Genomic DNA, 25705 nt, shown 5'->3' on the forward strand with positions numbered 1-25705 from the left:
TTGAAAAACCTTGTTTCTTTAGCCATCGTCCAGATTCGGAGATGTCGTGGATCCTCTCGAGGATGTATTGACCTTGCTGGAGACGCGCGGCCATCTGTCCGCGAGCATGGCGGCGGGAGGACGCTGGGCCGTACGGTTCAAGGCACCGGAGGCCGTGAAGTTCAACGCGGTCCGGCGTGGCTCCTGCCTGCTGGAGATCGATGGCGTCGACGAGCCGATCGGCCTGGCGGAAGGCGACTGCTACCTGCTCACCCGGCCGCACCCCTTCGTCCTCCGCAGCGACAGAGAGGCCGTACCCGTCGAAGCGGGCGCGGTGTTCACCGCGGCCGGGGGTGACGTCGCACGAATCGGCGAGGGTGACGACGTGTTCCTCATCGGCGGCGCCTTCTCCTTCGGAACCCACGCCCAGGAACTGCTGCTCGACCAGTTGCCGCCGGTCGTACACATCCCGGCCGGCACCCGGCACGCGGAGACGGTGCGATGGGCCCTGACCGCGATCGACAGGGAACTGACGGACCGGCCGATGGGCGCCACCCTGGTGGCCGAGCAGCTCGCCGTCGTCATGCTCGTCCATGTACTGCGACTGCACCTCGCGCGCGATCCGCACACGGCGTCAGGCTGGCTGGCCGGCCTCGGCGACCCCGTGATCGCCGCGGCTCTGACCTGCCTGCACCGCGATCCCGCGCACCCATGGACCGTGGCCGAACTCGCGAGCACCGCCGCGGTGTCCCGCTCCACTCTGGCCGCCCGCTTCAAGACGACGGTCGGCCAGGGCCCTTTGGAGTACCTCACTCGCTGGCGGATCCAGCTCGCGGCCCGGCAGTTGCGGGACGGCGGGGCGACGCTCGCGGCCATCGCGCACTCCGTCGGATACGGCTCGGAGAGCGCACTGAGCGTGGCGTTCAAGAGGGTCATGGGGGTGCCCCCGGGCGACTACCGCAGACAGCCACGGATGCCGTGACTCGGACGAGACGGGTACACCCTGCTCACGCCGGGCTGCGAGCATTCCGGTCCTCCGCTCCCGGCACCGGAGCGCGCGGAGGCCAAGGGCCACATCGGGACTTTCACGGCTCGCTCCGGTCCGTCGACCGACACGGCCGGCTTCCCCCACCCGGTCCGTACACGTCGGCGTCCGGCCGGCTCGGCCGCCGCGCATCCATGGTGGACGCAGGTGGACCACGTCCGTTCCCGTCAGGCGCGGGCCTCCGTCCCGCGTGGTGAAGACCCACTGGCACCGGGCCCACTCGCCCGGCATGTCCACCGGGCGGGAAACGCCGGACAGCTCGGCGCCCCTGCACTCCATGTCTGTCATGACCCTGGTGAAACACGCGTTCCGTCGTCACAATCCATATGGGAGCGCTCCCATATATCGGGGCGCCATTCTTCCATGCCCACCGCGTATGTCGACGAAAGGCCTTCCCGGTGAATGCCTCACCACGCTCCGCACGGCCCATGCGCATCCGCCCCCGGCACGGGCTACGCGTGTTCGGGATGTCAGCCGCAGCCTTACTGTTCACGGCGGCACTGGCGGTGCCCGGCACGGCCGGTGCGCAGGAGGCCGAGCCCGGCCCCGAGCAGATCTCCAACGGCGACTTCGCCGCCGGGACCGCCCCCTGGTGGTGGACGGCGAACGCTCCGGCAGCCGTGTCGGACGGCCGGTTGTGCGCCCAGGTGCCCGCCGGAACGGCCAACGCCTGGGACGTCATCGTCGGTCAGAACGACGTCCCGATCGTCGCCGGCGAGAGCTACGAGCTGTCCTACACGGCCAGTTCGGCCGCGCCTCTCACCGTGCAGACCCGGGTCCAGGAGGCGGCCGAGCCGTATACGACGGTGCTCGCCACCGCGGATCCGGTGGGTACGGATGCCACCCGGGTGACTCGTACATTCACGGCCTCCGTGGACCTGCCGGCCGCGTCGGTGCAGTTGCAGATCGGCGGAGGCGAGCGGGCGACGGCCTTCTGTCTGGACGACGTTTCGCTGCGGGGCGGGGCCGAGCCGCCCGTGTACGTGCCGGACACCGGGTCGCCCATCCGCGTCAACCAGGTCGGGTACCTGCCCCACGGCCCCAAGAGCGGAACCGTGGTCACCGATGCCGACGCCCCGCTGACATGGACGGTGAAGGCCGCGGACGGCACGACGGCCGCCACCGGCAGGACTGTCCCTCAGGGCGAGGACCCCAGCTCACGACAGCGGGTCCACACCTTCGACTTCGGTGACCTCACCGCCGCCGGCGACGGCTACACCGTCGAGGTCGACGGCGGGACCAGCGAGCCGTTCTCGATCCGCGGGCACCTGTACGACGGGCTGCGCTCCGACGCGCTGGCGTACTTCTACCACAACCGCAGCGGCACCCCCATCGAGGCGAACCTGGTCGGTGAGGAGTACGCCCGCCCGGCCGGCCACATCGGCGTCGCGCCCAACAAGGGCGACACGGACGTCCCCTGCCAGCCAGGAGTCTGCGACTACCGGCTGGACGTGTCCGGTGGCTGGTACGACGCGGGCGACCACGGCAAGTACGTGGTCAACGGCGGCATCTCCGTCGCCCAGTTGATGTCCACGTACGAGCGCACCCTGACCGCCCGGAACGCCGAGTCGGCGGAGCTCGGCGACGGCAAGCTGCGTGTGCCCGAACACGACAACGGGGTGCCGGACATCCTGGACGAGGCGCGCTGGGAGATGGACTTCCTGATCAAGATGCAGGTCCCGGCCGGCGAACCGCTGGCGGGGATGGCGCACCACAAGATGCACGACGCCCAGTGGACCGGGCTGCCGATGAAGCCGCATCTCGACCCCCAGCAACGCGAGTTGCATCCCCCGTCGACTGCCGCCACGCTGAACCTCGCCGCCTCGGCAGCCCAGTGCGCCCGGCTCTACGCCCCCTTCGACGCCGCGTTCGCCGACCGCTGCCTGCGGGCCGCCGAAACCGCGTGGGCCGCGGCGAAGCAGCACCCGGACATTTTTGCCGACCCGAACGACGGCACCGGTGGCGGCGCGTACGGCGACAACGACGTCTCGGACGAGTTCTACTGGGCGGCCGCCGAACTGTTCACCACGACGGGCAAGGACACCTACCGCCAGGCGGTGCTCTCCTCCGCCGTGCACGGTGACACGGACGCGGTCTTCCCGGCAGGCGGCGGCATCTCATGGGGCTCCACCGGCGGACTGGGCGTGCTCACGCTGGCCACCGTGCCGAACGGCCTGACGCCGGCACAGCTCGGCGAGGTCCGCTCCGTCGTCACCACAGCCGCCGACCGTTACGCCGCACAGTCCCGCGCGCAGGCGTACGGTCTCCCGTACGCCCCCGAGGGCGAGGACTACGTCTGGGGATCCAACAGCCAGGTCCTCAACAACATGATCGTGCTGGCCACGGCCCATGACCTGACCGGTACCACCGCCTACCAGGACGCGGTGCTGCGCGGCGCCGACTATCTCCTCGGCCGCAATCCCCTCAACCAGTCGTACGTCACCGGCTACGGCGAGCGTGACTCCCGCAACCAGCACCACCGCTTCTGGGCGCATCAGAACGATTCCGCCCTGCCGAACCCCGCGCCCGGTTCGATCGCGGGCGGTCCCAACCTCACCGCGATCGCCTCGGGCGACCCGGTGGCGGCGGAGAAGCTGAGCGGCTGCGCCCCGGCCATGTGCTACATCGACGACATCGGCTCCTGGTCGACCAACGAGATCACCATCAACTGGAACGCGCCTCTGGCGTTCATCGCCTCTTACCTGGACGACGCGGGCGACGGCAGGCCGACCGGTCAGGCCCGAACGTGCAAGGTCGCGTACTCCTCACACCCGTGGAGCACAGGTTCGACGGTGACGGTGCGCCTCGAGAACACGGGTTCGGAGCCGGTGTCGCCGTGGTCGCTGACCTGGCTGCTGCCCGGTGACCAGCGGCTCAGCCACACCTGGAGCGCGGAGTTCGACCAGAACGGCCGCACGGTCAGCGCGAAGCCGCTGTCGTGGAACCGGACCCTGGCCCCGGGAGCGACGGTCGACTTCGGCTTCAACACCTCGGCCGCGAGCACGGCGCCGGATCCGGGGTCGTTCAAGCTGAACGGCCGGGCCTGCGCGTCGGGCTGATCGCGGCACAGGCACCGGACGCGTCCGGGCGCGGCCATTCCTCACGGGATGCTGTGCCCGGGCGCGACCGGATCCACCCGGTGCCACGACTGTGCGACGACGCAGGCGACCGACGTCCGGACTCGGATCAGCGCGTGCGTTCGTAGTGGCGACGCGCTTTTTCACGGTTGCCGCAGACGGCCATGGAGCACCAACGGGCGCGATTGGCGCGGCTGCGGTCGAGCAGGAACAGCCGGCACCCTTCGTTGGCGCAGGGGCGCAGCCGGCCGGGCAGGCGTTCCTCGGTATCGGCCCAGGCGAGAACCACCTCCGCGGCCAGCCTGGCGTGCGGGGCGGTCCGTAGCAGCCACCGAAGGCCGTCCGAAGCCATCTCCGGAGTCCGGTGAACTCCTTCGAGCAGCGGGCCGAGCGCGACGGGCGAGCTTCTTCCGTGCACGACGTCCTGCAGGACGTCCCGCGTCTCGCGCAGCAGCGCCAGTTCCGCGAGGCTCCCTTCACCACCGTGCTCACGCGCCCAGCGCAGACCTCCGGCCGGGTCGCCGAGCGCGTCCTGCTCCTTGCCGTCGACAAGAGGCCTGCTGTTGAGCAGGTCCAGGAGCACGTCCATCTCCACCACTCCCCTCTAACCGGATCGATTCGCTTGACAGGTTAGCCGATGCAGTGCTTGCATGGCGAAGAACTAACTGGATGAACGCTTCGAAGGGGTTAGGCATGAGCGCAGTACACCACCGGACCGCCACCGTCGACGGCCACGAGATCTACTACCGCGAAGCCGGCCCCGCCGACTCCCCCACGATCGTCCTGCTCCACGGCTTCCCGACCAGCTCGTTCATGTTCCGCGAGCTCATCCCGCTGTTGGCCGACGACTACCACGTCATCGCGCCGGACCACCTCGGCTTCGGCCACTCCGACGCACCCCTCGCATCGGAGTTCGACTACACCTTCGACGCCCTCGCCGAAATCACCTCCGGCCTGCTCGGCCAACTGGGCCTGGACCGCTACGCCCTCTACGTCCAGGACTACGGCGCCCCCATCGGATGGCGCCTCGCCCTCGATCACCCGGATCGGGTCTCCGCTCTCGTCACCCAGAACGGCAACGGCTACGAAGACGGCTTCGTCGAGTCGTTCTGGACCGACGTCTGGGCCTACGGGGCGGACCCCGGCCCCGGCACCGAACCGGCCGTCCGCAGCGCGTTGGGCATCGACGCCATCCGCTGGCAGTACGTACACGGTGTGCCCGACCCCAGCCTGGTCAGCCCTGACACCTGGGAGCACGACTTCGCCCTCGTCTCCCGCGAGGGCAACGACGAGATACAGCTCGCGCTGTTCCGCGACTACCGGAACAACCGCCCGCTCTACCCGCTGCTCCACGAGTTCCTGCGCACCAGCGAGGTCCCGGTCCTCGCCGTGTGGGGCCGCAACGACGAGATCTTCGGCCCCGCCGGCGCCCAGGCGTTCACCCGCGACGCCAAGGACGCCGAGGTACACCTGATCGACGGAGGACACTTCCTGCTGGAGAGCCACCTGGACGTCGTCGCGGGCCACCTGCGCGGCTTCCTCGGGCGGGTGCTGGGACACGCAGGGGCGTGAGGCCGGCGGACCCGTCGCGATCACCCGAGGTGACGGACAGGACCACCTCCTGCGGCCCCGATCCGGTCGGCGGACCGAAGGCGTCTCCTCAACCGGAGGAAAATCCCGGTACCGAGTCCCCGTTGAACGCCCACAGGGCGGCGGTGTACCAGAGGAGGGCGACACCGAGTACGAGCAGACCGCCCACCACCGGAAGGAGCCGGCCGGGCAGGCGCCTGCTGCGCACGACGATCACCTTGGCCACGAACGCGCCGTAGAGGGCGCATCCGGCGAAGGAGTGGATCGCGACTCGCGGGGATGTCGTCTCGATCCCGTAGGTCGTGAGGCAGTGATACGCGATCGGCAACGAGAGGAGGAGGGCGAGGAACCCGAGCACCCGGTGCCCCAAGCGCACTGGCCGCGGTGCGGGGCCGGCACCCGGCACACGGCCGTACATCCAGAGGGCGAGGCAGATCTGGATGAGGGCGACGCCGAGCAGCACGGTACTGAGCCGGGCTTTGAGGTCGACCGCCTCGGTGCCGTACGCGCCGAAGAGCCCGTTGAGGTAGTCCGGCGTGTGGTGGGCGCCGAAGAGGTAGATGCCGACGGCGACCGCGACAGGCACCAGGACGGCGAACACGGCGACGGATGCGCGCTTCCTGCCTCCCCCTTCGCCGCGCCGCGACGTCGTGCCGTTCAGCCGGCTCAGCTCTCCACCTGCTTGCCCTTGGTGTCGAGGACGTACCACTCGGCGCCGAACTGGTCGAGGTTCTGGCCGTTCGTCTGGCCTGGCTTCGTGTCGCCCCCGTAGTAGTAGAGGGGGTGTCCGTTGTAGGTGACCTGCTCGTCACCGTCGGAACGCTTGGTGCTGCCGAGCAGCTTCTTGTCCACGCCGCTGCCGACCTCGGCGGTGCCCTTGGTGAGGAGGGGAGGCCATGCCTTGGCGCAGGCACCTGTGCAGTTCGACTTGTTCTTCGTGTCGGCGAGGAAGAGGTAGAGGGTGTTGCCCTTGTCGTCGACCAGGATCTTGCCGAGGGCGCCCGCGGACTTCGTGTCCACGGTTGCGGGCGCCGAAGGCGAGGCGCTGGAGGAGGTCGGCCCGTTCCCCTCCCCCGAGGTGCTGCCGGAGCAACTGGTCAGGGCGCCGGCGAGAAGCAGTGTGGCGGCGCAGGTGACGGCTGTGGCAGTGCGTTTCATCAAGGGCTCCGTGGGTGGAATTGTCGGGGCCCCTTGTCTCTGCCCGACTGCGCTCGTCCGTTCACGACGTCACCGTCAACACCACTCCCCCGGAGGCACCTCGGACGACCCGCACGCGAGGGGGACGGCCTTCGGGTCACTCGATCGCCCACCCCGTCGTCCGCTTCCGTGCCGCACCCGGGCCATCGACAGGATCACGCAGCCCTCGCCGGTCCGGCCCCGATCATGATCGGGCGGACAGTGCTCAGCACGACCGGGTTCGGTGCGCCGTGTACGCGGTGACCTTCCACCGCTCCCCGGCCCGGTGCTCCATCGCTGCCGTGGCCACGTACCGTGCCGGCCGGTCGGTGGGCCGGGGGATGCGCCAACCCGTCGTCGTGTCGAGGGTCTGCCACCTCGACGCGTCGACGCAGTCCCGCACGGTGGCCGTTGGCGGCTGTGCGGCGACAGCGAGCGCGGTCACCTCCGGCTCGTGCCCGAGCTCACCACGCATCGCTGCGCCCTGCTCCTTCATACGGGCCAGTTCCTTCTCGACCCCGCTCGACGCCGTGGGTGTCATGTACTGCCTCAGGTCCGTGCCCTCCGCCGAGGCCGCCCGGTACGCCTTCTCGTACTCGGCCGACATCAAGCGGTACACCTTCAGCACCTCGGTCTCGGCGTGGGTGGCGGCCTCCGGGGCAGGGGTGGTGGGCACGGCCGAGGGCAGGGGTGTCTCCGGGGCGGCGGCCGTGGTCGCGGAAGGCAGGCCGCCGGAGGCTTTCGCGTCGCTGCTCCCTCGGCCTCCGCCGCCGCCGCAGCCGGCCGCGAGGAGGACCAGCATCGCGGCACCGCACCGGGCAGTCCTGCTCGCCCGGAGATATGTCTGCCGAGCCGTCACCATCAGAACCCCTCACGCTCCGTCCGATATCGATCACCACCCCAACGACGTCCGCCCTCCTCAAGTCACCCTCGGCCGAGCCGAGCCGAGCCGGCCAGGGCAGGCAGGGCGGGTGACGCGCGGGATTCCGGGCCCGCGTGAGGCGCTACGCAGGCACCCGAGGCAGTTCTCATTCGTGAACATGAGTCGCACAGCTAATCCGTCGCGACCCCTTGACCGCACCCTGGTCTGTACCTATGGTCACCGTTCAGCGCGCGTGTTCAACATCCAGTGCATCGTTCACATAGACGAACGGATGGCCCCCCACATGCCCGACACTCCCGCGACCCACCGCAAGAGCCGACGTCCGGCACTCCTTCTCAGCGCGGCCGCCGCGACCGTCGCCCTGACGGCCGGCCTCCTCTCCCTGCCCGGCGCGCACCGCGCCGAGGCCGCACCCAGCGCGTTCGCCCACCCCGGAGTCACCGTCTCCAAGGGGCAACTGGACTTCACCCGAACGAAGGTCAACGCGGGAGCCCAGCCCTGGAAGGGCGCGTACGACCAGATGATGGCGAGCAGGTACGCCGACCCGGGCCGCACCGCCAAGCCCCGTGCGACCGTGGAGTGCGGCTCCTACTCCAACCCGAACTACGGCTGCACCGACGAGCGTGAGGACGCGATAGCCGCGTACACCAACGCACTCGCCTGGTACATCACACGCGACGAGCGGTACGCGAAGAAGTCGATCGAGCTGATGGACGCCTGGTCGGCGGTGATCAAGAGTCACACCAACAGCAACGCCCCGCTGCAGACCGGCTGGGCGGGCTCCTCCTGGCCCAGGGCGGCCGAGATCATCAAGTACACCTACACCGGGACGTGGGCGGGATCCGGGCGCTTCGCCACCATGCTGCGCGACGTCTACCTGCCCAAGGTCATCAACGGATCCAACTCCAACGGGAACTGGGAGTTGTCGATGACGGAGGCCGCCGTCGGCATCTCCGTCTTCCTCGAGGACAAGGCGTCGTACGACAAGGCCATGGCGACCTTCCGGACACGCACGGCCGCATATGTCTACCTCGCCTCCGACGGCGCCCTGCCCCGGACCGTGCCGAGCCAGAACCTCGACACCACCGCGAAGATCGTCAACTACTGGCAGGGGCAGTCCACCTTCGTCACGGGGCTCACCCAGGAGACCTGCCGCGACTTCACACACACCGGTTACGGAATCTCGGCCATCGCCCACATCGCCGAGACGAGCCGCATCCAGGGCCAGGACCTCTACGGCACGGACGTCGGCGAGCGGCTGCGGCAGGCGCTCGGCTTCCAGTCCAAGTACCAGCTGGGAGAGCCCGCCCCGAGCTGGCTGTGCGGAGGCTCGCTGAATCTGGGGCTCGGGCCCGTCACCGAGGTCGGCTACAACGCCCTGCACAACCGTCTCGGGACCGCGATGACCAACACCCAGAGGCTGACCGAGCAGAACCGCCCGGCCGGCAGCAACAACCTGTTCGTGGCCTGGGAGACGCTGACCCACGGCGACAACCCGAACTGATCCGGTGCTCCGGGAGGCACCCCCGCTCGGCCTCGTCGCACGGGGTTGCCTCCCCCCGGACCGCGAGCGCTCCTTGGCGTACCCGGTCCGTCGACCGCCACCGGCATGCGGTACGAAGGCGGGTGTGAACGAAGAGACTCGGCCTGCGACCGTTCGCGTGTTCGTCGCCCTCGCCCCGCCCGACCGGGCGAAGGACGAGCTGGCGCGGGAACTGCGTCCCGCCTACGACACGCATCCCGACGTGCGGTGGAACCGCATCGAGGACTGGCACATCACACTGGCGTTCCTCGGTGAGGTCCCGGCCGCGGCCGTTGCGGTCCTGCGGCCTCCGCTGGCCCGCCTCGCGGCCGGGCACGAGCCGCCCCGCCTGACGTTGCGGGGCAGCGGAATCTTCGACGACCGGGTGTTGTGGACCGGCGTGGACGGGGACCTCGACGAACTGCACATGCTCGCCGCCGACGTGCGCACCGCGGTCAAGAGCTGCGGTGTCGCCTACGTGGACCGGCCTCTGCGCCCTCATCTGACCCTGGCCCGAGCCAGGCGAGGAGACCGGTCCTCGATGGCGGAGATCGCCGGGGGGATCGCCGGGTTCGACGGCCACCCGTGGCCTGCCGGGCGCCTGCACCTGGTGGGCAGCAACGCCGGCCGCAGCCGCGGACCGATTCACTACCGCGACATCGAGTCCTGGCCTCTGGGCTGCGGAAACGGCCTCGATGCCTGACCGCGCGCCCGGCGGGTGCCCGGTCCGGCCGGGCGGCGGGGGTGCGGCCGGCCCGCTCCACGAACAGGCGCACAGCCGGTGGCCCGGGCGTACACTCGGCCCGGCGCGAACGGGGGCAGGGACATGACGATCGAAGAAGCGCGGCGGTGGGCGTCGAACCTCGATTCCGTGGTGGTGTACGAGCAGGGTGCGGTCTGCCGCCGCCTGGCCCGGGGCGCCGTGCCGCCGGACGGCAGGGTGCGGGTGACGGGGCTGCCGCGTTCCCTGGACCCGGCCTCGTTGCGGGCCAGGGTCCCGGACGCCCGCGGGGTGCGTGTCAGCGAGGCCCGCGTCGAGGTCGAGGCGGAACCGCTCGACGCGTCCGCGGCCGACGGCCTGCGCGTCGAGGTCGAGCGGCTGCGGGACGAACACGCCGCGGCGCGGGGGCGCCGGGACCACCAACTGAACCTGATCGAGGAGGTCAGGTCACTGCGCCCCGTCGTCCCGCCGGCCCGTCGTCCCGAGGACGCCCTTCGCCGCACTCCGGTCGATGCGTGGCTGGAACTCGCCGACTTCGTGGACGAGCGGCTCACACGTCTGCACTCACGTCTCGTCGAGCTGGAGGACGCGCTGGGAGGCGTCGAGCATGAGCTCGGCGTCGCCGTGGACAAGCTCGCCCGTGCCTCGACCGACGCACCGTCGGCACACGTGGAGACCACGGTCTCGGCCCTCCTGACCCTCGACGTCTCCGGCGCCGGCAGCCCGGATTCCGAGATCGAGCTGGAACTCGAGTACGGCGTGCCGGGGGCCGTCTGGGCGCCCGCCTACCGTCTCACCTACCGTCAGGGGGACAGCAGCGGCCGTCTGGTGCTGCGTGCCTCGGTGGCCCAGCGCACCGGCGAGGACTGGACCGACGTGGCCCTGGGCCTGGCCACGGCGGACCTACGGCGCGGCACCGGCCTGCCGAAGCTCCGCTCGCTGCGGATCGGCCGGAGCCAGCCGGACCCCGCTCCCGCCGGCTGGCGCGAACCCCCGGCGGGCCTCTCGGACTTGTTCGCCGGGTACGACACGGCCCCGCGTCGCCCTGCCCCGACCGTCAGGCCCGTAACGCCCTCCGCAACCCCACCCGTTCCGCCGCCCCTGTCGGCGCCGCAGGCCTACGGGGGGCCTCCGGCCTCGCTCGCGGCGCCCGGCGGTGCCGGTGGCGCCGCACCCGAACGCTTCGCAGGACACGTGCCCGCACCGGCGCCCACGGCCAGGGCGCGCAAGGCCGAGCCACGTTCCGGAGGACCTGCTCCTGCCGCACCCGGCGCGGCTCCCCCGCCGCCGGCACTTCCGTCACCGCCGGCCGGCCCACCCCGGCCGAGCGGCGCCGAGCTCGACTACTCCGCCCTCGTCCTGTGCGGTCCCGACGAGCGGGACGGACGCAGGGGCCGGCTGTTCCCCGGCTCCTCCGCGGACCCGGTGGCGACAGAACACCGCCACCGTGCCGAATCGGTGGCCGTGCTGCCGCTGCCAGGACACGCCGTGCGCCCCCGCGAATCGGCGGGCTCCTTCGACCACCGCTTCGACACCGCTGCCCGCACCGATATTCCGTCGGACGGTACCTGGCACACCGTCACCGTCGGCGAGATCGCCGTCGGCATGCACACCGAGTACCTCTGCACGCCGTCCGTCGAACAGACCGTCTACGCGGCATTGACGCTCTCCAACTCCTCCGGCCAGGCTCTCCTCGCCGGTCCGGTGGAGGTCACCGTCGACGACGACTTCCTGCTGACCGCCGCGCTGCCGACGCTCGCCCCGGGCGGCGTCCGCCGGGTCGGGCTCGGGCCGGTCGAAGGCATCCAGGTCACCCGCCGCACGCATGTGCGTGAGTCGACCTCGGGTCTGCGCAACAGCACCACCGTGCTCGACCACCGCGTCCACGTGGAGCTGGCCAACCGCCTCGCCGGGCCCGTGACCGTGGAGGTGCGTGAGCGGGTGCCCGTCTCCTCCGAACCCGACGTCAGGATCGAGGAACGGGCCGACTGGTCGGTGCCGGAGGACGGATCCGGGCCGGACCGCCTTGCCGCAGGCACCCGTGTCTGGCGAGTCGGCCTCCCCGCAGGCGGCACCTCCGAGCTCGACGGCGGCTACGAGATCCGCATACCGGCCGGCAGGACCGTCGTCGGCGGCAACCGCAGGAGCTGACACACACCATGACCACGAAACCGATCGCGCTGCCCGTCACGGCGGTGACCTGCCTGGAGGATCGCGCCCACGTCGAGCGTGTCGTCGTGCTCGATCTGGCAGCGGGAGTGCAACGGCTGCGCCTCGGCCCGGTCAGCGCCCTGGCCGTCGACCGGACTCTCCACGCCGAACTGTCCGCCGGTCACCCCGCGACCGTGCTCGACGTTCGGCTCACCCGTAACTGGACGCCGCGCGGGCCCGTGCCGCACGCCGATGACGACTCCGCTCTGGCCCTGCGCGCGCACGCCCTCGTACGGGAGCAACTCGACCTGGAGCAGGGGCGCGAGCGGCTCCGCACACGTCGGCAGCTGCTGGACGGCATCGCAACGGACCTGCTGCGCGAAATCGGTGAGGGCGCCGGTGCCGGAGAGCCGGACGTCGCCCGCTGGGCCCGCGAACTGGACCGCGCCGACGAGGAGCGTGCCTCGTGCGGCGAGCGACTGCGCGTCCTGGAAGCACGGCTGGCTGCCGTCGGCGACGAACTCGGCGGGATCGAGCGTGCCTTGCGGCTGGTCGGTGAGGAGCCCGCCGAACTCGTCGGGCATGTCGAGCTGACCGTGGAGTCGGTTGCCGCCGGTCCGGTCGAGCTGCGGCTGAGCCACCTCACCCCGTGCGCCCTGTGGCGGCCCGCCTACCGCGCCGTGCTCGACGGTGACTCCCTGACGCTCGAGACGGACGCGATGGTCTGGCAGCGTACCGGCGAGGACTGGTCGGACGTACGGCTGACCTTGTCGACGGCCCGCTCGGCCCTCGCCACCGAACCTCCGTCCCTCGGCGAGGACCGGCTGACCCTCACGGACCGCTCGGCCGCGGAGCGGCGCACGGTGGGTGTCGAATGGCGTGAGGAGGAGACGAGTACGCTCGGCGCCGCCTCGGTGCTCGGCCTGCCAGGGGTGGACGACGGCGGCGAGACACGGGTGCTGCGGCCCCCGGTGCGGGTCTCCGTACCCGGTGACGGCCGCGCGCACCGCGTGCCGCTGTCCGGCTTCACCACGACCGCGCGCAGCGAGTACGCCTGCGCACCGGAGCTGTCACCTCTCGTCACACAGGTGGTGCGGTTCGACAACCGGGCAGGCCACGCACTGCTCGCGGGCCCCGTCGACCTCGTCCGTGACAGCGGATTCATCGGGCGCGGCACTCTGGACTTCTCGGCCCCCGGCGCTTCCTCCGAACTCGCCTTCGGCAGCCGTGACGACCACCGGGTGGTCCGGCGGGCTGAAGAGACACGGGAGACTACCGGCCTCACCCAACGGACCGTCATCACCCGTACGGTCGAGCTGCGTCTGTCCCGGTTCTCCTCTCCCGGAGAGCGGGGAGACCGCGTGGTCACCGTCCGGGAGCGCCTTCCGGTCTCCGAGGTGTCGGCCGTGGAGATACGTCTGCGGAAGGAGTCGTGCGCCCCCGAGCCCGATGCGGTCGACGCCGAAGGCATCGCCCGCTGGGACGTGGCGCTTCCACCCGACGGACACCGCACCGTCACCCTGGTCTACGAGCTCTCGGCGAGCGCCAAGGTCACCGGGCTCTGAGTTCCGTCCGGCCGCCGTGCGTCCGTCCTCACAGGGCGATGCACCTAGCGGGTCCGGTCGGGGGGCCTCGGCAGTTTCACGCGGTCGGCGTACAGATCGACGCGCTCGTCGTAGAACGCGACGAGACCGGCGATGCGGTTGACATGGGGTCGGGAAGTCGTAGGCCCAGGCGATGTCCTGGTGGGTGGCGACGTCGCTGTCGAACGACCAGTAGCTGGTCTTGGTGCCCTTGTGCGGGCAGCGGGTCACCGTGTCCGATCGGCGCAGGTCGACGTGCGTGAGGTCGAGGTAGTAACGGGTCGGCAGGCCGGTCTCGAACAGCTTGACGCAGCCGGGTGCGTCCGCCAGCACGACGCCGTCCAGCTCCACGAAGCGCACATCGCTTTCTGCCGGTTCGGGCGGCGAGCGCGGCAGGGCCACGGGGTCAGCAGCGCCTCCGCCGTGAGGGAGCCCGCACAGGCGTCGCACACGGCCGCGGTCGGCGGCGGGCCGGGCAGAGGTGCTGCCCGGCCCGCCGCCGCGTCCAGGCACGGGGATCTTCCGTCACCGGAGCCGAGAGGGAAGCATGCCTGTGAGCGCGAGCTCTCGTGATCGGCGAGGAGGCCGAATCAGCGGATCTCTGTGGTCCGCTGCTCCTTGAGGGCGGCGCAGTTGGAGTTCTCGACGGACACGTAGACGTTGGCGATGCTGCCGCCCCAGCTCACGCAGTAGCCCTTGCCGTAGACGTATCCCGGCCCGGCGTACGACGTGAAGTTGCCGTCGTCACCGGCCCACTCGTCGGTGGCGGGGACGTAGATGTACGCGGACATCGGCTTGGCCGACCCCGGGTTGGTCCGGATGGTGGTGACGCAGTTCCTGCCGTTGGAGGAGTTGTACGTCAGGTAGACGGTGCCGAGCGAGCCCACCGCGACCGAGTTCACGGTCTTGTAGGCCTTGCCGCAGACGCCCTGCGGTGTGACGTTCGGTGCAGCGGAGGCCGTCGCACCGAACGCGGCCGTGCCACCCACGAGCAGTGCGGTGGCCGCCCCGACAGCCGCGACATTACGTGCAGTTCTCATATTTCCCCCTTGTGTACCTGAGAGCTGTTTGCTCCTGCTTGGTGGGACCCTCGAACGGCATGGATGGTTGCACCGCATACACACAGAGGTACGGGACGATCACCGCCAGATCGGGGTGCTCACGGGATCCTGGCCGGTCGGACGCCCGCCGGGCGGTGAAAAAAGTCGGGCCCGGCCCCGACACCTTCGCCACGACCACCCCTTCTCCTCTCGCGACAGCAGCCGCGAGCGGCGTGTTCGACCCTCGGGCAGGAGCAGCGCGAGAGGGGGCGGGTGATGATCAGTCGGCCGGCGCCGATTGGACGGCACTCTGGGCGTCTTCGGGCGCGTGGTGGACCTGCTCGCTCTCAGGCCGCCGTGGAGCTGCGTGATCCGGATCGCGTGAGTTCACCGAGGCGAGCCGGCCGCGATCGCGGACTGTCGGGATCCGGGCTGCCGACGACCCGCAGAACCGGTCGGCGATCGCGGCCGAAGACCTCGGCGATTTTGCGGAACCTTTACCCCGGACCGGCCGTTGACCGGGTGAGCGCACGGGCTCGCGACCGACAACTCAGACGAAGACCGAGGTGACCTCGATGGCAGTGTGGGACCGACTCAAGGATCAGGCCAGGACTCTGCAGCAGTCCCAGGGAGCACGTGGGCCGGGGGCAGGGCGCAGCACCGGACAGGGATCGGGTGGTGGTTCGCGCGCCCAGTTGGTCAGCACGCTGAAGTCACAGCTCGCTTCCCTCAAGACGGAGCTGAAGAGCGGCGCCTACCGGGACGCGAGTATGGCGATGTGCGCGCTCGTCGCAGCCGCCGACGGACACGTCGACCCTGCCGAGCGCCGGCACGTGGAGTCCATGATCCTGGGGAACGAAGTCCTGCAGAACTTCCCGCCGGAGCAGTTGCGTCAGCGCTTCAACAAGCATGTGGACCAGCTGACCGTCAACTTCCAGCAGGGCAAGGCGGACGCGATCCAGGAGATCACCAAGACCGCCAAGAAGCCGACCGAAGCCAGGGCCGTACTCCAGACCGGCATCGTCATCGCCGGAGCCGACGGCGACTTCTCGCAGGCCGAGCACATGATCCTCCGGGAGGTGTGCACCGCGCTGGGGCTCTCCCCCACCGAGTTCCAGCTCTGAACCGAACACTCGGAGGAGTGCGCTTCACGGGGCGCTGGGCCGCGTCCGACGGCTGCGTCAGCCGAACGCGCTTTTACGGACAGGGCATACCGTCACGCATTCTGTCCGGCGTGCCGACCTCATCACCCGGTATGCCCCGAAGACGTCCGGGCGCTCGGCCGGCGGTCCGCAGGAAGTCCGCAGGCCGGCGTTCCGCCCGGCATCCGCTCCCGGTTGTTCGCGACGAGCCGGTAGACGCCGTGCGCGATCCAACGAAGTGGGGGAAGGGTGAGCAGCGCCCCCGGGACGGCCCAGCCCCGACCGGCGTTCAGGAGCAGCTTGGCGACGGCCTGCACACCTCCGTGCACGTCTCCCGTGGGCGTGACCCACAAGAGTTCGTACTCCGCGCGCTCCTGAGTGACGCCGTGGACGTCCAGGTCCGTGAACTGCCAAGGGGAGACCTCGCAGCGTAGCCGGAGATGCTGCTCGGCGAACCTCACGGAAGAGGTGCAGAAAGCACAGTCTCCGTCGTAGATCAGTACAGGTCGCGTCCGCATGGCCCTCATCATGCCACCGGGCAGCCGCGGAGGACGTCCGGCCGTGCGGTCCCTCTCCGTGCGACACGGCCTCGTAGCAGGACGTCCGCCGGGAACGGATGCGACCGGCCTAGGCTGAGCAGCCATAACGCGGTCGGACCTGCACCGTGCCCCGGTCTCCCAGCATCCGGGGATCGACATTCGGCCACTCGTCGCCCCGCAGCCAGGAAGCCACAACCCACGTGCCCACCCCTCTCCCCCGCCGCACCGCGCTCTCCGCATTCGCCGGTCTCGCAGCCCTTCCACTCGCCGCGTGCGACACGATCACGCCGGCCGGCGCACCACCCGCCCCCTCCGGACCGGCGCCGTCACCGCCGGAATCGGCCCGGCGGCGTGCGGGGCGCGCGCTCCGGGAACTGGAGCGGAAGTTCCAGGCTCGGCTGGGTGTGTACGCGGTCGACACCGGGACCGGCGTCTCCGTGACCCATCGCCCCGACGAGCGGTTCGCCTACGCCTCCACCTGCAAGGTGCTGCTGGCCGGCGCGGTGCTGGGCACGCACACGCTTCAGCAGCTCGAACGGCTCGTACGGTACGGGCCCGGCGACCTCGTCGCCCACTCACCGATCACCGAGCGGCACGTGGGTTCGGGCATGACCCTGCGCCAGCTGTGTGATGCCGCCGTCCGCCACAGCGACAACGCCGCGGCCAACCTCCTCTTCGCCGACCTCGGTGGTCCCCGTCGGCTGCAGGACACGCTCATCGCGCTCGGCGACCGCACCACCCGCTGCGACCGCTACGAGACCGCTCTCAGCGAGGCAGCACCGGGGGACCTCCGCGACACCAGCACACCCCGCGCCCTGGCCGCCGATCTGCGCGCGTACGTGCTCGGCGACGTCCTCAGTGCGGAGAAGCGGGCCGTGCTGACCGACTGGCTCAGGCGCAACACCACCGGAGGCGCGCTCATCCGCGCGGGAGTCCCCGCCGGCTGGCCGGTGGGCGACAAGACCGGCACGGGCGGCTACGGCACCCGCAACGACATCGCAGTCGTCTGGCCGCCGGAATCGGCGCCGATCACCGTCGCCGTGCTGTCCCGTCGTGGCACTCGCGGAGCGAAGCCGCAGGACGCGCTCATCGCCGAGGCGGCCCGCGTCACCCTCAGCGCCCTCACCGGACAGATCGCTCCCGACACTCAGGGGCGGTAGCGGAGCGGATGGTCCGCGGGGACCTCCGTCAGCACGATCCGGTGACCGTCGGGGTCGGCGATCCACATCTCGATCAGCCCCCAGGGCTCCTGGAGCGGCGGCCGGAGAACGTGCGCCCCACGGGCAGCCACCTCCTCGTACGCCGCCGCGCAGTCGTCCACCTGCATCCAGAGTCTCAGCGTCTCGGTCGGCGGAACGTCCGAGCGTCCGGACAACTCGAGGAAGCCGCCGCCGAGGAAGTACACCGTTCCGCGTTCGGGGCCGGTTCCGAATTCCCGGTAGACGGGCAGTCCGAGGGTTCGCCCGTAGAAGACACGGGAGGCCTCCGGGTCGTGGGGCCTCAGCAATACCCGGCTGCTCAGTACGTGCACCATGCTCCGACCCTACGCGGCCCTGCGACGCGGAGCCGCGCATCCGTCGCCACCCGGCGGGCCGTTGGTGAGGAAGCCTCCACCGCGGCCTTGATCCGCCGCCCGCGGGCCGGGGCGTACTTACGTGCGGCGGCCACGGCCGGTAGATCGCAGCCGCCTTCACGGACTGTCACGAGGCCGGCCGGCACTTCTTTCCAGCGGATGCGCGTCGGGGCAACGAGTTCACTGATCCGGAAAGCCAGAACGCCGGGTCGTCAGGCCGGCGTCCTTGACCGTGCCGCGGAAGACAGTGCAGACCACCACCTCACCCGCCGGGGTCGTGTGTCTTCGACCCGACGCCGGCTTCGGCGTCGAGCGGCATCCGCCTGTCGACGAGTCCGCACCGCAGGCGCACGGGACGCCCGCGACGGCCCGGGGTCAGTGCGCGATGGAGTCGATCAACTCCCGGGCGCCCTGTCTCAGCAGCGAGACGGCCACGGAGGTCCCGAGCGTGGCGGGGTCGAGCGGACCGGCCCATTCGTGTGCGTTGAGGACCGTCTTGCCGTCGGGAGTGAACACGCAGGCGCGCAGCGAGAGCTCGCCGTTGCGGTGGGCCGTGGCGTAGCCGGCGATCGGGGAGTTGCAGTGGCCCTGCAGGACGTGGAGGAGCATGCGCTCCGCCGTGATCTCCCGGTAGGTCCCCGGGTGGTTGAGCGCGCTGACAGCCTCGATGGTCGCCGTGTCGTCCTCGCGGCACTGCAGGGCGAGAACGCCCGCGCCGATCGGAGGGCACATCGCCTCCGGGGCGAGGATGTCGCTGATCACGTCGGGCCGGCCGATCCGGTGGAGGCCCGCGACGGCGAGGAGCAACGCGTCGGCCTCCCCCGCGGCCAGTTTCGCCAGTCGCCGGTTGGCGTTGCCGCGGAAAGGTACACAGTCCAGGTGAGGATGAGAGGCGGCGAGTTGCGCTGTCCGGCGGACGGACGACGTGCCGACACGGGTGCCGTCGGGGAGCTGGTCGAGCGTGAGCCCGTCCGGGTGCACGAGGGCGTCCCGGATGTCGTCGCGCTCGAGGAACGCGGCGAACGTCGTGCCGGCGGGCAGTGGGCGGTCGGCGGGGATGTCCTTGACGCAGTGGACGGCCAGGTCCGCTTCCCCGGCCAGCAGGGCGGCGTCGACCTCCTTGGTGAAGGCGCCCTTGCCTTCGACCTTCGAGAGGTCGCCCATCCACTTGTCGCCGGTGGTCCGGACGGGGACGACCTCGGTGACGGTGGCGGGGTGGAGGTCGGCGAGACCTGCCCTGACGCGCTCGACCTGAGCCAGGGCCATGGGTGAGTCGCGGGAGACGATGCGGATCAGCTCAGGGGCGGACATGAGGGTCACGATAGACCGCCGGGCCCGCAGTGCGATCGCCCGACGCGTTTTGGGCGTTCATTTCTGGACGGCTCCCGCACTGTTCAGGGACGAAGGTCACCGGTGTTTTCCGGCCGCGTTGAGACGAGGCTCCGTATGGGTCGGCCCAAGATCCCCGGGCTCGACCCTCGCCTTGGCAATAGCCCTGTGATCAGCACAAGTTGACGGCTGGTCAACGAGACGTGGGCGCGCTGCGGGCAGCTGACCGGGCGGGACGACCCTCCAACCCTCGCCCTCGTGTGGCTGGTTCATCGCCATGCACCCTTGCCTCATCCCCCGAGGGCTGTCTGCCGCCCGGCGAGATCCCTAGCATGGCCCCACACCGACTTCACTCTCTTTGAACCGAGGGGCTGGATGAGCAACGGGGACACCTCCATTCCGAAGAACATCGACGTGAACGTGCCGAGCGTCGCGCGGATGTACGACTACTACCTGGGCGGCAAGGACAACTACCCTGCCGACCGGGTCGCGTGCGAGCACCTGCTGGAGCGTGTACCGAGCACCAAGGTCCTGGCGGTGAACAACCGGAGATTCCTGCGGCGCGTGGTGCACCACCTGGCCTCCGAGTACGGGATACGTCAGTTCATCGATCACGGTTCCGGCCTGCCGACCCAGGACAACGTCCACCAGGTCGCGCAGCTGGTGGACCCCGGCGCCCGGGTCGTCTACGTCGACAACGACCCCATCGTGCTGGCTCACGGCAAGGCCATACTCGAGGAGAACGACCGGACCGCGGTCATCCAGGCGGACATGCGGGACACGGATGGCATCTTCGGTCACCCGGAGGTGGCCCGGCTCATGGACTTCGACGAGCCGGTGGCCGCGCTCTTCGTGTCCGTGCTGCACTGCATCCCTGACAAGGACGACCCCGCGGGCCTGGTCCGCCGTGTGGCGGACCGGCTGGCCCCTGGAAGCTTCCTGGTGGTCTGCCAGCTCGTCAGTGAGGACGCGGGGACCCGTGACTTCGTCACGGACTTCATGGCGCAGAGCACCGGCAACCAGTGGGGCCGGGTGCGCCAGCAGGCTGACGTGCACGAATTCCTGGAGGGTCTCGACGTACTCGAACCGGGCCTGGTCGAGGTGTCGACGTGGCGGCCGGATTCGGATCTGGCGCCGAAGCAGGAGACCCAGGAGTGGATCGAGTTCGGCGGCGTCGCCCGCAAGTGGTGACGCGTCGCGTCACGCGCGGCCGGCGGTGACGGGGCAGGTGCTCAGCTGTAGCGCTCGAGCGCCTGCCTCAGCAGGTCCCTGCTCGCGACGGGGCTCGGCGACTGCGCGCTGAGCGAGTCGAGGATCCACCGGTACTCGTCCGTGCTCTCCGGCTTGTTCACGGACGTGGCATTGGTCAGGTGCTCGATGTACGCGACATCGGGGAGTCCTTCCATCGCGAACCGCAGATAGGTGATGCCGTTTCCCGGAGAGGTGTGGGCGGTCACCTCGAACGGGGCCACCTGCACGATCACGTGAGGCAGACGGGTCATCTCCAGCAGGTGGGCCAGCTGTTCGCGCATCACCCGGGCACCGCCCGTGGGTCGCAACAGCACCGCCTCGTCCAGCAGCACCCAGAGCTTGGGCGCGTCGCGCCGCTGGAGCAGCTGCTGTCGCCTGAGCCTCAGTTCGACGCGGCGCCGGGTGATCTCCTCCGATTCGAGGGCATGTCCGGAACGCACCACCGCATGGGCGTAGTCGGCCGTCTGCAGTAGCCCCGGAACGTAATGCCCCTCGTACGTACGGATGGACGCGGCGGCCTCCTCCAAGCCGACCAGGGGCTCGAACCAGTCCGGCAGTACGTCGGCGTAGTTGCGCCACCATCCGCGTTGTCCGGCTCTGCGCACGAGATCGATGAACTCTGCCGTCCTGGCGGGGTCGGTCACGCCGTAGAGCACGAGCAGATCGGCGGCGTCGCGCTCCTTGCAGGGAGAATGTCCGGTCTCCATCCGGCTGATCTTGGCCGTCGAGCAGCGGATCCGGTCGGCGGCGACATCCGGGGTGATGCCTGCCTCACCGCGCATCCGCCGCAGTTGCGCGCCCAGCACCAGGCGCAGCGCCGTGGGGCTCGCACCTGTGGCCGAGGCGAGCGTCGGCTTCCGTGACGGCTGAAGCGGTTCGATGCCGGGCATGCGGACTCCTGAGGACGGGCGTCTTGACGCCAGTGTGCCATCAGGAGCCCCCGGAAGGCCCGGCCGTTGCGAGACTGCCGTGCTTTTTCGGCCGACCTGCGGCGTCCGTTCAGCCTGCCATGGTGTCGAAGTCGCCGTCCCTGACGCCCGCGAGGAACGCGCGCACCTCGGCTCCCGTGTACACGAGGGCCGGGCCTTCGGGGAACCTGGAGTTACGGACGGCCACTTCGCCGCCGGGCAGCAACGCCATCTCCACGCAGTTCCCGCTGGGGTTGCTGTGATGACTCTTCTTCCACTCCACGCCGGACAGGGAGTTGGCGGGTACGCCGTTGTCGATGTGCTGCATGCGGTCCATTCCTTCTCGTTGCTCTGACACGTCCTGGTGTGGCACCAGGGCCCGCGCCGGGTGAACAGGTGTCTCTTGCTCACACCCCTGGGTGCAATTTCGGATGCAATTGCACTACGTGCGCGGACGGCGAGGATACTAGTGGCCGTCCGGACCTGACGACACCACCAACCAGCCTTCAGCGGAGGGTGATCAGCGCTCATGCACGCGGAGAACACACCACGTCACGGAGCGGCAGCTGTCACGCCCCGCCCGGGAGCCGGCAGCACGGATCCGCATGAGGAGCTGGCGCGGGATCTCGGCATCAGGGCCCCCGGATTCACCACGCGCGGTCTGGGCGCGGATCCGGAGAGCCTGCGGCAGGCACGGGCGTTCGTCCGCGACGCGCTCGAGTACTGGGGTCTGCGCTCGTGCGCGGACGACGTGTCCCTCGTGGCGGGCGAACTGGTGAGCAACGCGGTCTGTCACGGGATCCAGCCCACGGCGGAGCACCCCGATCCGCCGAGGGCCCGGCTGGGACTGGCCTGTCAGGACGGGACGCTCGTCTGCGCGGTGACCGACCCCAGCCCCGAGGTCCCCGTGCTGCGCCGGGCGGACGAATCCCTGGAGCGGGGCAGGGGCCTGCGCATCATCGACGCGCTCAGCAGCTCATGGGGCTGGTCGCGGCCCTCGCTCGCGGGCAAGACCGTCTGGGCCAGGATCCCGGTCCTCCTCGGACCGGTGTGTCACAGCTCCACCAGCGCCGTCCAGGCCTCAGCCAGGAGGTAGTGCCCGAGAGGGGTCGGGTGGACTCCGTCGCCGGCGATGGACTCGGCGCCACCGGCGGCACGTGCCGCCTGGTTGAGCAGGCCGTCCGCCGCCAGCAGCGCGGCGTCGAACTCCTCCGCCAGCCGTCGGACGGTCTGGATCCTGGGATCGAGGTCCTCGCGCCAGGCCCACTGCTCGTCGCGCACCGGCACGAGGAAGGGTTCGATGAGGATCAGCCTGGCACCCGTCCTCTCCCGGACCTGGGTGAGGATGGCGCGGTAGTCGTCCTCGTACACACGCACCGGGTTGACCGTGCCGGAGTCGTAGCGACGCCACGTGTCGTTCACTCCGATGAGGACCGATACGACATCCGGCTCGAGGTCCAGGGCGTCCTCACGCCAGCGGGCGCGCAGATCCGCGACGCCGTCACCGCTGACACCTCGGTTGAAGAACGTGATGTCGCTGTCCGGTCGGGCGGACCGCACGGACTCGGCAGCCATCCGGACGTAGCCGTTGCCCAGAGGGCGGTCGCGTTCAGCCAGCCTGCCCACATCGGTGATGCTGTCGCCCTGGAACAGGACGGTGGCTGAGGGGTGCAGGCTGACGGTCACGCGGCGCTCCGAACGGTAAGGAACAAGGACGCGGTAATCCTGCCCACGGGGGCCCTTCATGATCCGGACCGGGCGGGTAGGGGCCGGGGCCGACCGAAGTCAGCGGGCCGTGGCCGGTACGTGGAGCGCACTGAAGTCGAGCACGCTCTCCACCTCCAGCAGGGTCTCCTCGGCCACCCGCCGCACCTCGGCGGGAACGTCGCCCTGTTCCTCCACCAGCCCTGCGTAGATCGGTGCGTCGGTTGCCTCTACGGAACTCACGTGAAACTGCCCATCGATCGGTTATGCCCGCCAATCAGCGGAAACGGGAGCCGAGTGTACGCGTCGCGTTCCGGCGGCCGTGGGGCGGTCCCCGGGAAACGGGCCGAGCCTCCGGAAAACCGGTTGTCGCAGGTTGAGGCGGCTGCGAGGCTGGTCACACCGAAGGGGTGTAGCTCAGAGGCCAGAGCGCCGGTCTCCAAAACCGGATGCCGCAGGTTCGACTCCTGTCTCCCCTGCAGGACCGGCTCCCCGCCCGCACCGGGCGGGGAGCCCGCTCACCTACTCGATCACGAGTTCCACGTCGATGTTCCCCCGCGTGGCCTTGGAGTAGGGGCAGTAGGCGTGCGTCGCCTCGACCAGGCGCCGCCCGGTCTCCCCCTCCAGCGCCTCGGGCAGTTCGACACGCATGACGACCGCGAGGCCGAATCCGGAGTCGTCCTTGCCGATCGAGACCTCGGCCGTGACCGAGACGTCCTTGGTGTCGACCTTCATCTCGCGGGCGACCGAGCTCATCGCGCTGGCGAAGCACGCGGCGTATCCGGCGGCGAAGAGCTGCTCCGGATTGGTGCCCTTGCCGTTGCCCCCGAGGGCCGGCGGCAGGGCGAGCGCCAGGTCGATCTGCCCGTCCGAGCTCACTGCCCGGCCTTCACGGCCGTTCGCGGTGGCGGCAGCGGTGTACAGCGCGTCCATGGGTGGCCTTCTCTCGTACGACGGTGACCGCGGACCGATCACCTCCAAAGAATTGCACACAACTTAATTGCACACAACCCAATGACGGGCAGCAGGTTATCCTGGATCCATGAAGCCGACACCGTCCCCCGCTCCCGGCCTGGCCGACCTGGCGGACACAGAGCTGCTCAAGCTGGACCACCAGGTGTGCTTCTCGCTGCAGGCGGCCTCCCGCGCCTTCGGGGGCGTCTACCGGGAGGCCCTCCGCGACCTCGGCCTCACCTACCCCCAGTACCTGGCGATGATGGTCCTGTGGGAACACGGTCCACTGCCGGTCAAGACGATCGGCGAGCGGCTGCACCTCGACTCGGGAACGCTGTCACCACTGCTGAAACGACTGGAGTCGGCCGGTTTCGTCAGGCGTGAGCGGAGCCCCGAGGACGAGCGGTCGGTCACCGTCCACCTCACGGACTCCGGATCGGAGCTGCACGAGCGCGCGCTCCCCGTCCCCCGGGCGATCCTCAGGGCCACAGGTCTGTCGGTCGAGGAGATCCTGGCTCTCCAGGAGACGCTGGGACGCCTCACGGCCTCCCTCAGCGAGGCAGGCTGACCCCTCCCGCCGACGTGGGCCGGAGCCGTCCGCACCAGCGCTCGCAGGAGTTCCGGCGCCGAAATATGATGCAGGAACTATCGCAACGCGGAGCGGCCCATGAACCGGCGTCGAACTCCCCGGTCGGCGAGCGCCGAGGACCTGCTCAGCACCCTGCAGCACCTGACTGCCCGCGCCCGGCAGGAGGTGGGACTGCACCAGGCCCGTGTCGAACTGGCCCAGGCGCTGCAGCGCGACATGCTGCCGGCGTCCCTGCCGGCCTTCCCCGGCCTCCGGACCGCCGCCCGTTACGCCCCGGCGCGCGACGGGCTGGACATCGGCGGGGACTGGTACGACGGGTTCCTGCTGCCGGACGGGGCGCTGGGCCTGGCCATAGGGGACGTCCAGGGGCATGACGTGGAGGCGGCCGCCTTCATGGGGCAGATCCGGATCGCGATGCGCGCCATCGCCAGTTCGACGTCCGATCCGGGGGAAGTGATGGGCCGCACAAACGATCTGATCATGTCGATGAACTCCACCCTCTTCGCGACGTGCTCCTTCCTCCGGCTGGATCCGGGAAGCCGGGAACTGCGGAGCGCCCGCGCGGGTCATGTCGCCTCCGTGTGGGCGACGGCGGACGGATGCTCGGGAATCACCGCCGACGCCGGCGGCCTCCCGCTCGGCATCGAGCCCCATGAGCACTATCCCGTCGCCCGGCGCGACCTGGACGTGGCCGGCGCGTTCGTCCTGCTCACCGACGGAGTCATCGAAGGGCCTTCACTGACGATCGACGACGGCCTGGACCGGATCAGGCGCCTGGTGAGCGCCAACGCCGGCGCGGACGCCGAGGAGCTGGCGGACCAGGTGCTCAAGGCCGCCGTCCTCACGGGGCACGAGGACGACGCCGCCGTCCTGGTTCTCCGCCATGAGGCCACCGCCGCATCGGGCTGAGCACGGGGGGTGGCCGCACGCCTCGCGTGTCACGGGGGCC

26 protein-coding genes, 1 tRNA gene and 1 pseudogene are annotated in these 25705 nt (G+C 70.3%); 14 read left to right on the forward strand and 14 right to left on the reverse strand.

Annotated elements, in window-relative coordinates; genetic code table 11:
- Nucleotides 1-46 precede the first annotated feature (46 nt).
- Nucleotides 47-961, forward strand: coding sequence for an AraC family transcriptional regulator (locus LWJ43_RS00940; protein ID WP_277330337.1), 915 nt, complete (start codon nt 47-49; stop codon nt 959-961).
- 530 nt (nt 962-1491) lie between these two features.
- The gene (locus LWJ43_RS00950; protein WP_277330338.1) at nt 1492-4083 is read left to right on the forward strand and encodes a glycoside hydrolase family 9 protein; all 2592 of its coding nucleotides are present in this window, start codon (nt 1492-1494) and stop codon (nt 4081-4083) included.
- Nucleotides 4084-4210: 127 nt separating this feature from the next.
- Here the strand turns inward: LWJ43_RS00950 and LWJ43_RS00955 are convergent, their stop codons facing one another.
- Nucleotides 4211-4690 (reverse strand): CGNR zinc finger domain-containing protein, encoded by a 480-nt coding sequence (locus LWJ43_RS00955; protein WP_277330339.1) that lies wholly within the window; start codon nt 4688-4690, stop codon nt 4211-4213.
- A 104-nt stretch (nt 4691-4794) separates the two neighbouring features.
- Here LWJ43_RS00955 and LWJ43_RS00960 point away from each other — a divergent pair, with 104 nt between their 5' ends.
- Nucleotides 4795-5673 (forward strand): alpha/beta fold hydrolase, encoded by an 879-nt coding sequence (locus LWJ43_RS00960; RefSeq protein ID WP_277330340.1) that lies wholly within the window; start codon nt 4795-4797, stop codon nt 5671-5673.
- A gap of 88 nt (nt 5674-5761) precedes the next feature.
- Here LWJ43_RS00960 and LWJ43_RS00965 read toward each other — a convergent pair whose 3' ends face one another.
- The 3 genes from LWJ43_RS00965 to LWJ43_RS00975 form a co-directional block, all read right to left on the reverse strand.
- Nucleotides 5762-6292: a DUF6529 family protein gene (locus LWJ43_RS00965; protein ID WP_277330341.1), complete on the reverse strand. Its 531-nt coding sequence runs from the start codon at nt 6290-6292 to the stop codon at nt 5762-5764.
- Nucleotides 6293-6357: 65 nt separating this feature from the next.
- Nucleotides 6358-6849, reverse strand: coding sequence for a COG4315 family predicted lipoprotein (locus LWJ43_RS00970; protein WP_277330342.1), 492 nt, complete (start codon nt 6847-6849; stop codon nt 6358-6360).
- A gap of 244 nt (nt 6850-7093) precedes the next feature.
- Entirely contained in the window at nt 7094-7669 is a 576-nt protein-coding gene (locus LWJ43_RS00975) for a secreted protein/lipoprotein (protein WP_277330343.1), read from the reverse strand.
- Nucleotides 7670-8033: 364 nt separating this feature from the next.
- Between LWJ43_RS00975 and LWJ43_RS00980 the strand changes: the two genes are divergently transcribed.
- The 4 genes from LWJ43_RS00980 to LWJ43_RS00995 all read left to right on the forward strand — a co-directional run bounded on the left by LWJ43_RS00980 (nt 8034) and on the right by LWJ43_RS00995 (nt 13709).
- Complete coding sequence (locus LWJ43_RS00980) at nt 8034-9254, forward strand: alginate lyase family protein (RefSeq protein WP_277330344.1); 1221 nt, start codon at nt 8034-8036, stop codon at nt 9252-9254.
- Nucleotides 9255-9378: 124 nt separating this feature from the next.
- Nucleotides 9379-9975, forward strand: coding sequence for an RNA 2',3'-cyclic phosphodiesterase (gene thpR, locus LWJ43_RS00985; protein ID WP_277330345.1), 597 nt, complete (start codon nt 9379-9381; stop codon nt 9973-9975).
- Between the two features lie 123 nt (nt 9976-10098).
- Nucleotides 10099-12144 (forward strand): DUF4139 domain-containing protein, encoded by a 2046-nt coding sequence (locus LWJ43_RS00990; RefSeq protein WP_277330346.1) that lies wholly within the window; start codon nt 10099-10101, stop codon nt 12142-12144.
- A gap of 8 nt (nt 12145-12152) precedes the next feature.
- Nucleotides 12153-13709, forward strand: coding sequence for a DUF4139 domain-containing protein (locus tag LWJ43_RS00995; protein ID WP_277330347.1), 1557 nt, complete (start codon nt 12153-12155; stop codon nt 13707-13709).
- 44 nt (nt 13710-13753) lie between these two features.
- Here the strand turns inward: LWJ43_RS00995 and LWJ43_RS01000 are convergent.
- Both LWJ43_RS01000 and LWJ43_RS01005 read right to left on the reverse strand, forming a co-directional pair.
- Nucleotides 13754-14120: pseudogene (locus LWJ43_RS01000) on the reverse strand (DUF427 domain-containing protein); the annotation flags it as partial.
- A 197-nt stretch (nt 14121-14317) separates the two neighbouring features.
- Nucleotides 14318-14767, reverse strand: a complete 450-nt coding sequence (locus LWJ43_RS01005) for a spore-associated protein (protein WP_277330348.1) — start codon at nt 14765-14767, stop codon at nt 14318-14320.
- A gap of 575 nt (nt 14768-15342) precedes the next feature.
- Between LWJ43_RS01005 and LWJ43_RS01010 the strand changes: the two genes are divergently transcribed.
- Nucleotides 15343-15891 (forward strand): tellurite resistance TerB family protein, encoded by a 549-nt coding sequence (locus LWJ43_RS01010; RefSeq protein ID WP_277330349.1) that lies wholly within the window; start codon nt 15343-15345, stop codon nt 15889-15891.
- A gap of 122 nt (nt 15892-16013) precedes the next feature.
- Here LWJ43_RS01010 and LWJ43_RS01015 read toward each other — a convergent pair whose 3' ends face one another.
- The gene (locus LWJ43_RS01015; protein ID WP_277330350.1) at nt 16014-16427 is read right to left on the reverse strand and encodes a thiol-disulfide oxidoreductase DCC family protein; all 414 of its coding nucleotides are present in this window, start codon (nt 16425-16427) and stop codon (nt 16014-16016) included.
- 221 nt (nt 16428-16648) lie between these two features.
- Between LWJ43_RS01015 and bla the strand changes: the two genes are divergently transcribed.
- Nucleotides 16649-17608 (forward strand): class A beta-lactamase, encoded by a 960-nt coding sequence (bla, locus tag LWJ43_RS01020; RefSeq protein ID WP_277330351.1) that lies wholly within the window; start codon nt 16649-16651, stop codon nt 17606-17608.
- Here the strand turns inward: bla and LWJ43_RS01025 are convergent.
- Nucleotides 17596-17982: a VOC family protein gene (locus LWJ43_RS01025; protein ID WP_277330352.1), complete on the reverse strand. Its 387-nt coding sequence runs from the start codon at nt 17980-17982 to the stop codon at nt 17596-17598. The genes bla and LWJ43_RS01025 overlap by 13 nt on opposite strands.
- A 414-nt stretch (nt 17983-18396) precedes the next feature.
- A complete protein-coding gene (gene hemC, locus LWJ43_RS01035; RefSeq protein ID WP_277330353.1) occupies nt 18397-19332 on the reverse strand; it encodes a hydroxymethylbilane synthase in 936 nt (311 codons plus the stop codon).
- Nucleotides 19333-19725: 393 nt separating this feature from the next.
- Between hemC and LWJ43_RS01040 the strand changes: the two genes are divergently transcribed.
- Nucleotides 19726-20541, forward strand: a complete 816-nt coding sequence (locus LWJ43_RS01040) for an SAM-dependent methyltransferase (RefSeq protein WP_277330354.1) — start codon at nt 19726-19728, stop codon at nt 20539-20541.
- A gap of 41 nt (nt 20542-20582) precedes the next feature.
- Here the strand turns inward: LWJ43_RS01040 and LWJ43_RS01045 are convergent, their stop codons facing one another.
- Nucleotides 20583-21491, reverse strand: a complete 909-nt coding sequence (locus LWJ43_RS01045; protein WP_277330355.1) for a helix-turn-helix domain-containing protein — start codon at nt 21489-21491, stop codon at nt 20583-20585.
- 109 nt (nt 21492-21600) lie between these two features.
- On the reverse strand, nt 21601-21837 hold the full coding sequence (locus LWJ43_RS01050) for a DUF397 domain-containing protein (protein ID WP_277330356.1): 237 nt from the start codon (nt 21835-21837) through the stop codon (nt 21601-21603).
- A 201-nt stretch (nt 21838-22038) separates the two neighbouring features.
- Between LWJ43_RS01050 and LWJ43_RS01055 the strand changes: the two genes are divergently transcribed.
- Nucleotides 22039-22605: an ATP-binding protein gene (locus tag LWJ43_RS01055; protein ID WP_277330357.1), complete on the forward strand. Its 567-nt coding sequence runs from the start codon at nt 22039-22041 to the stop codon at nt 22603-22605.
- On the opposite strand, the gene LWJ43_RS01060 is transcribed toward LWJ43_RS01055, so the two are convergent.
- Complete coding sequence (locus LWJ43_RS01060; protein WP_277330358.1) at nt 22563-23195, reverse strand: SGNH/GDSL hydrolase family protein; 633 nt, start codon at nt 23193-23195, stop codon at nt 22563-22565. The two genes, LWJ43_RS01055 and LWJ43_RS01060, sit on opposite strands and share 43 nt — an antisense overlap.
- 99 nt (nt 23196-23294) lie before the next feature.
- A complete protein-coding gene (locus tag LWJ43_RS01065) occupies nt 23295-23456 on the reverse strand; it encodes a hypothetical protein (RefSeq protein WP_277330359.1) in 162 nt (53 codons plus the stop codon).
- A 163-nt stretch (nt 23457-23619) separates the two neighbouring features.
- Between LWJ43_RS01065 and LWJ43_RS01070 the strand changes: the two genes are divergently transcribed.
- Nucleotides 23620-23692: transfer RNA gene (locus tag LWJ43_RS01070), tRNA-Trp, on the forward strand.
- 43 nt (nt 23693-23735) lie between these two features.
- On the opposite strand, the gene LWJ43_RS01075 is transcribed toward LWJ43_RS01070, so the two are convergent.
- Nucleotides 23736-24146, reverse strand: a complete 411-nt coding sequence (locus LWJ43_RS01075) for an organic hydroperoxide resistance protein (RefSeq protein WP_109878254.1) — start codon at nt 24144-24146, stop codon at nt 23736-23738.
- A 109-nt stretch (nt 24147-24255) separates the two neighbouring features.
- Between LWJ43_RS01075 and LWJ43_RS01080 the strand changes: the two genes are divergently transcribed.
- Nucleotides 24256-24735, forward strand: a complete 480-nt coding sequence (locus LWJ43_RS01080; protein ID WP_277330360.1) for a MarR family winged helix-turn-helix transcriptional regulator — start codon at nt 24256-24258, stop codon at nt 24733-24735.
- Nucleotides 24736-24834: 99 nt separating this feature from the next.
- Nucleotides 24835-25665, forward strand: coding sequence for a PP2C family protein-serine/threonine phosphatase (locus LWJ43_RS01085; RefSeq protein WP_277330361.1), 831 nt, complete (start codon nt 24835-24837; stop codon nt 25663-25665).
- Nucleotides 25666-25705: the final 40 nt, after the last annotated feature.

Origin of the sequence: Streptomyces sp. JH34 (genome assembly GCF_029428875.1) — a bacterium.
In the GTDB taxonomy this organism is placed as follows: Bacteria; Actinomycetota; Actinomycetes; order Streptomycetales; family Streptomycetaceae; genus Streptomyces.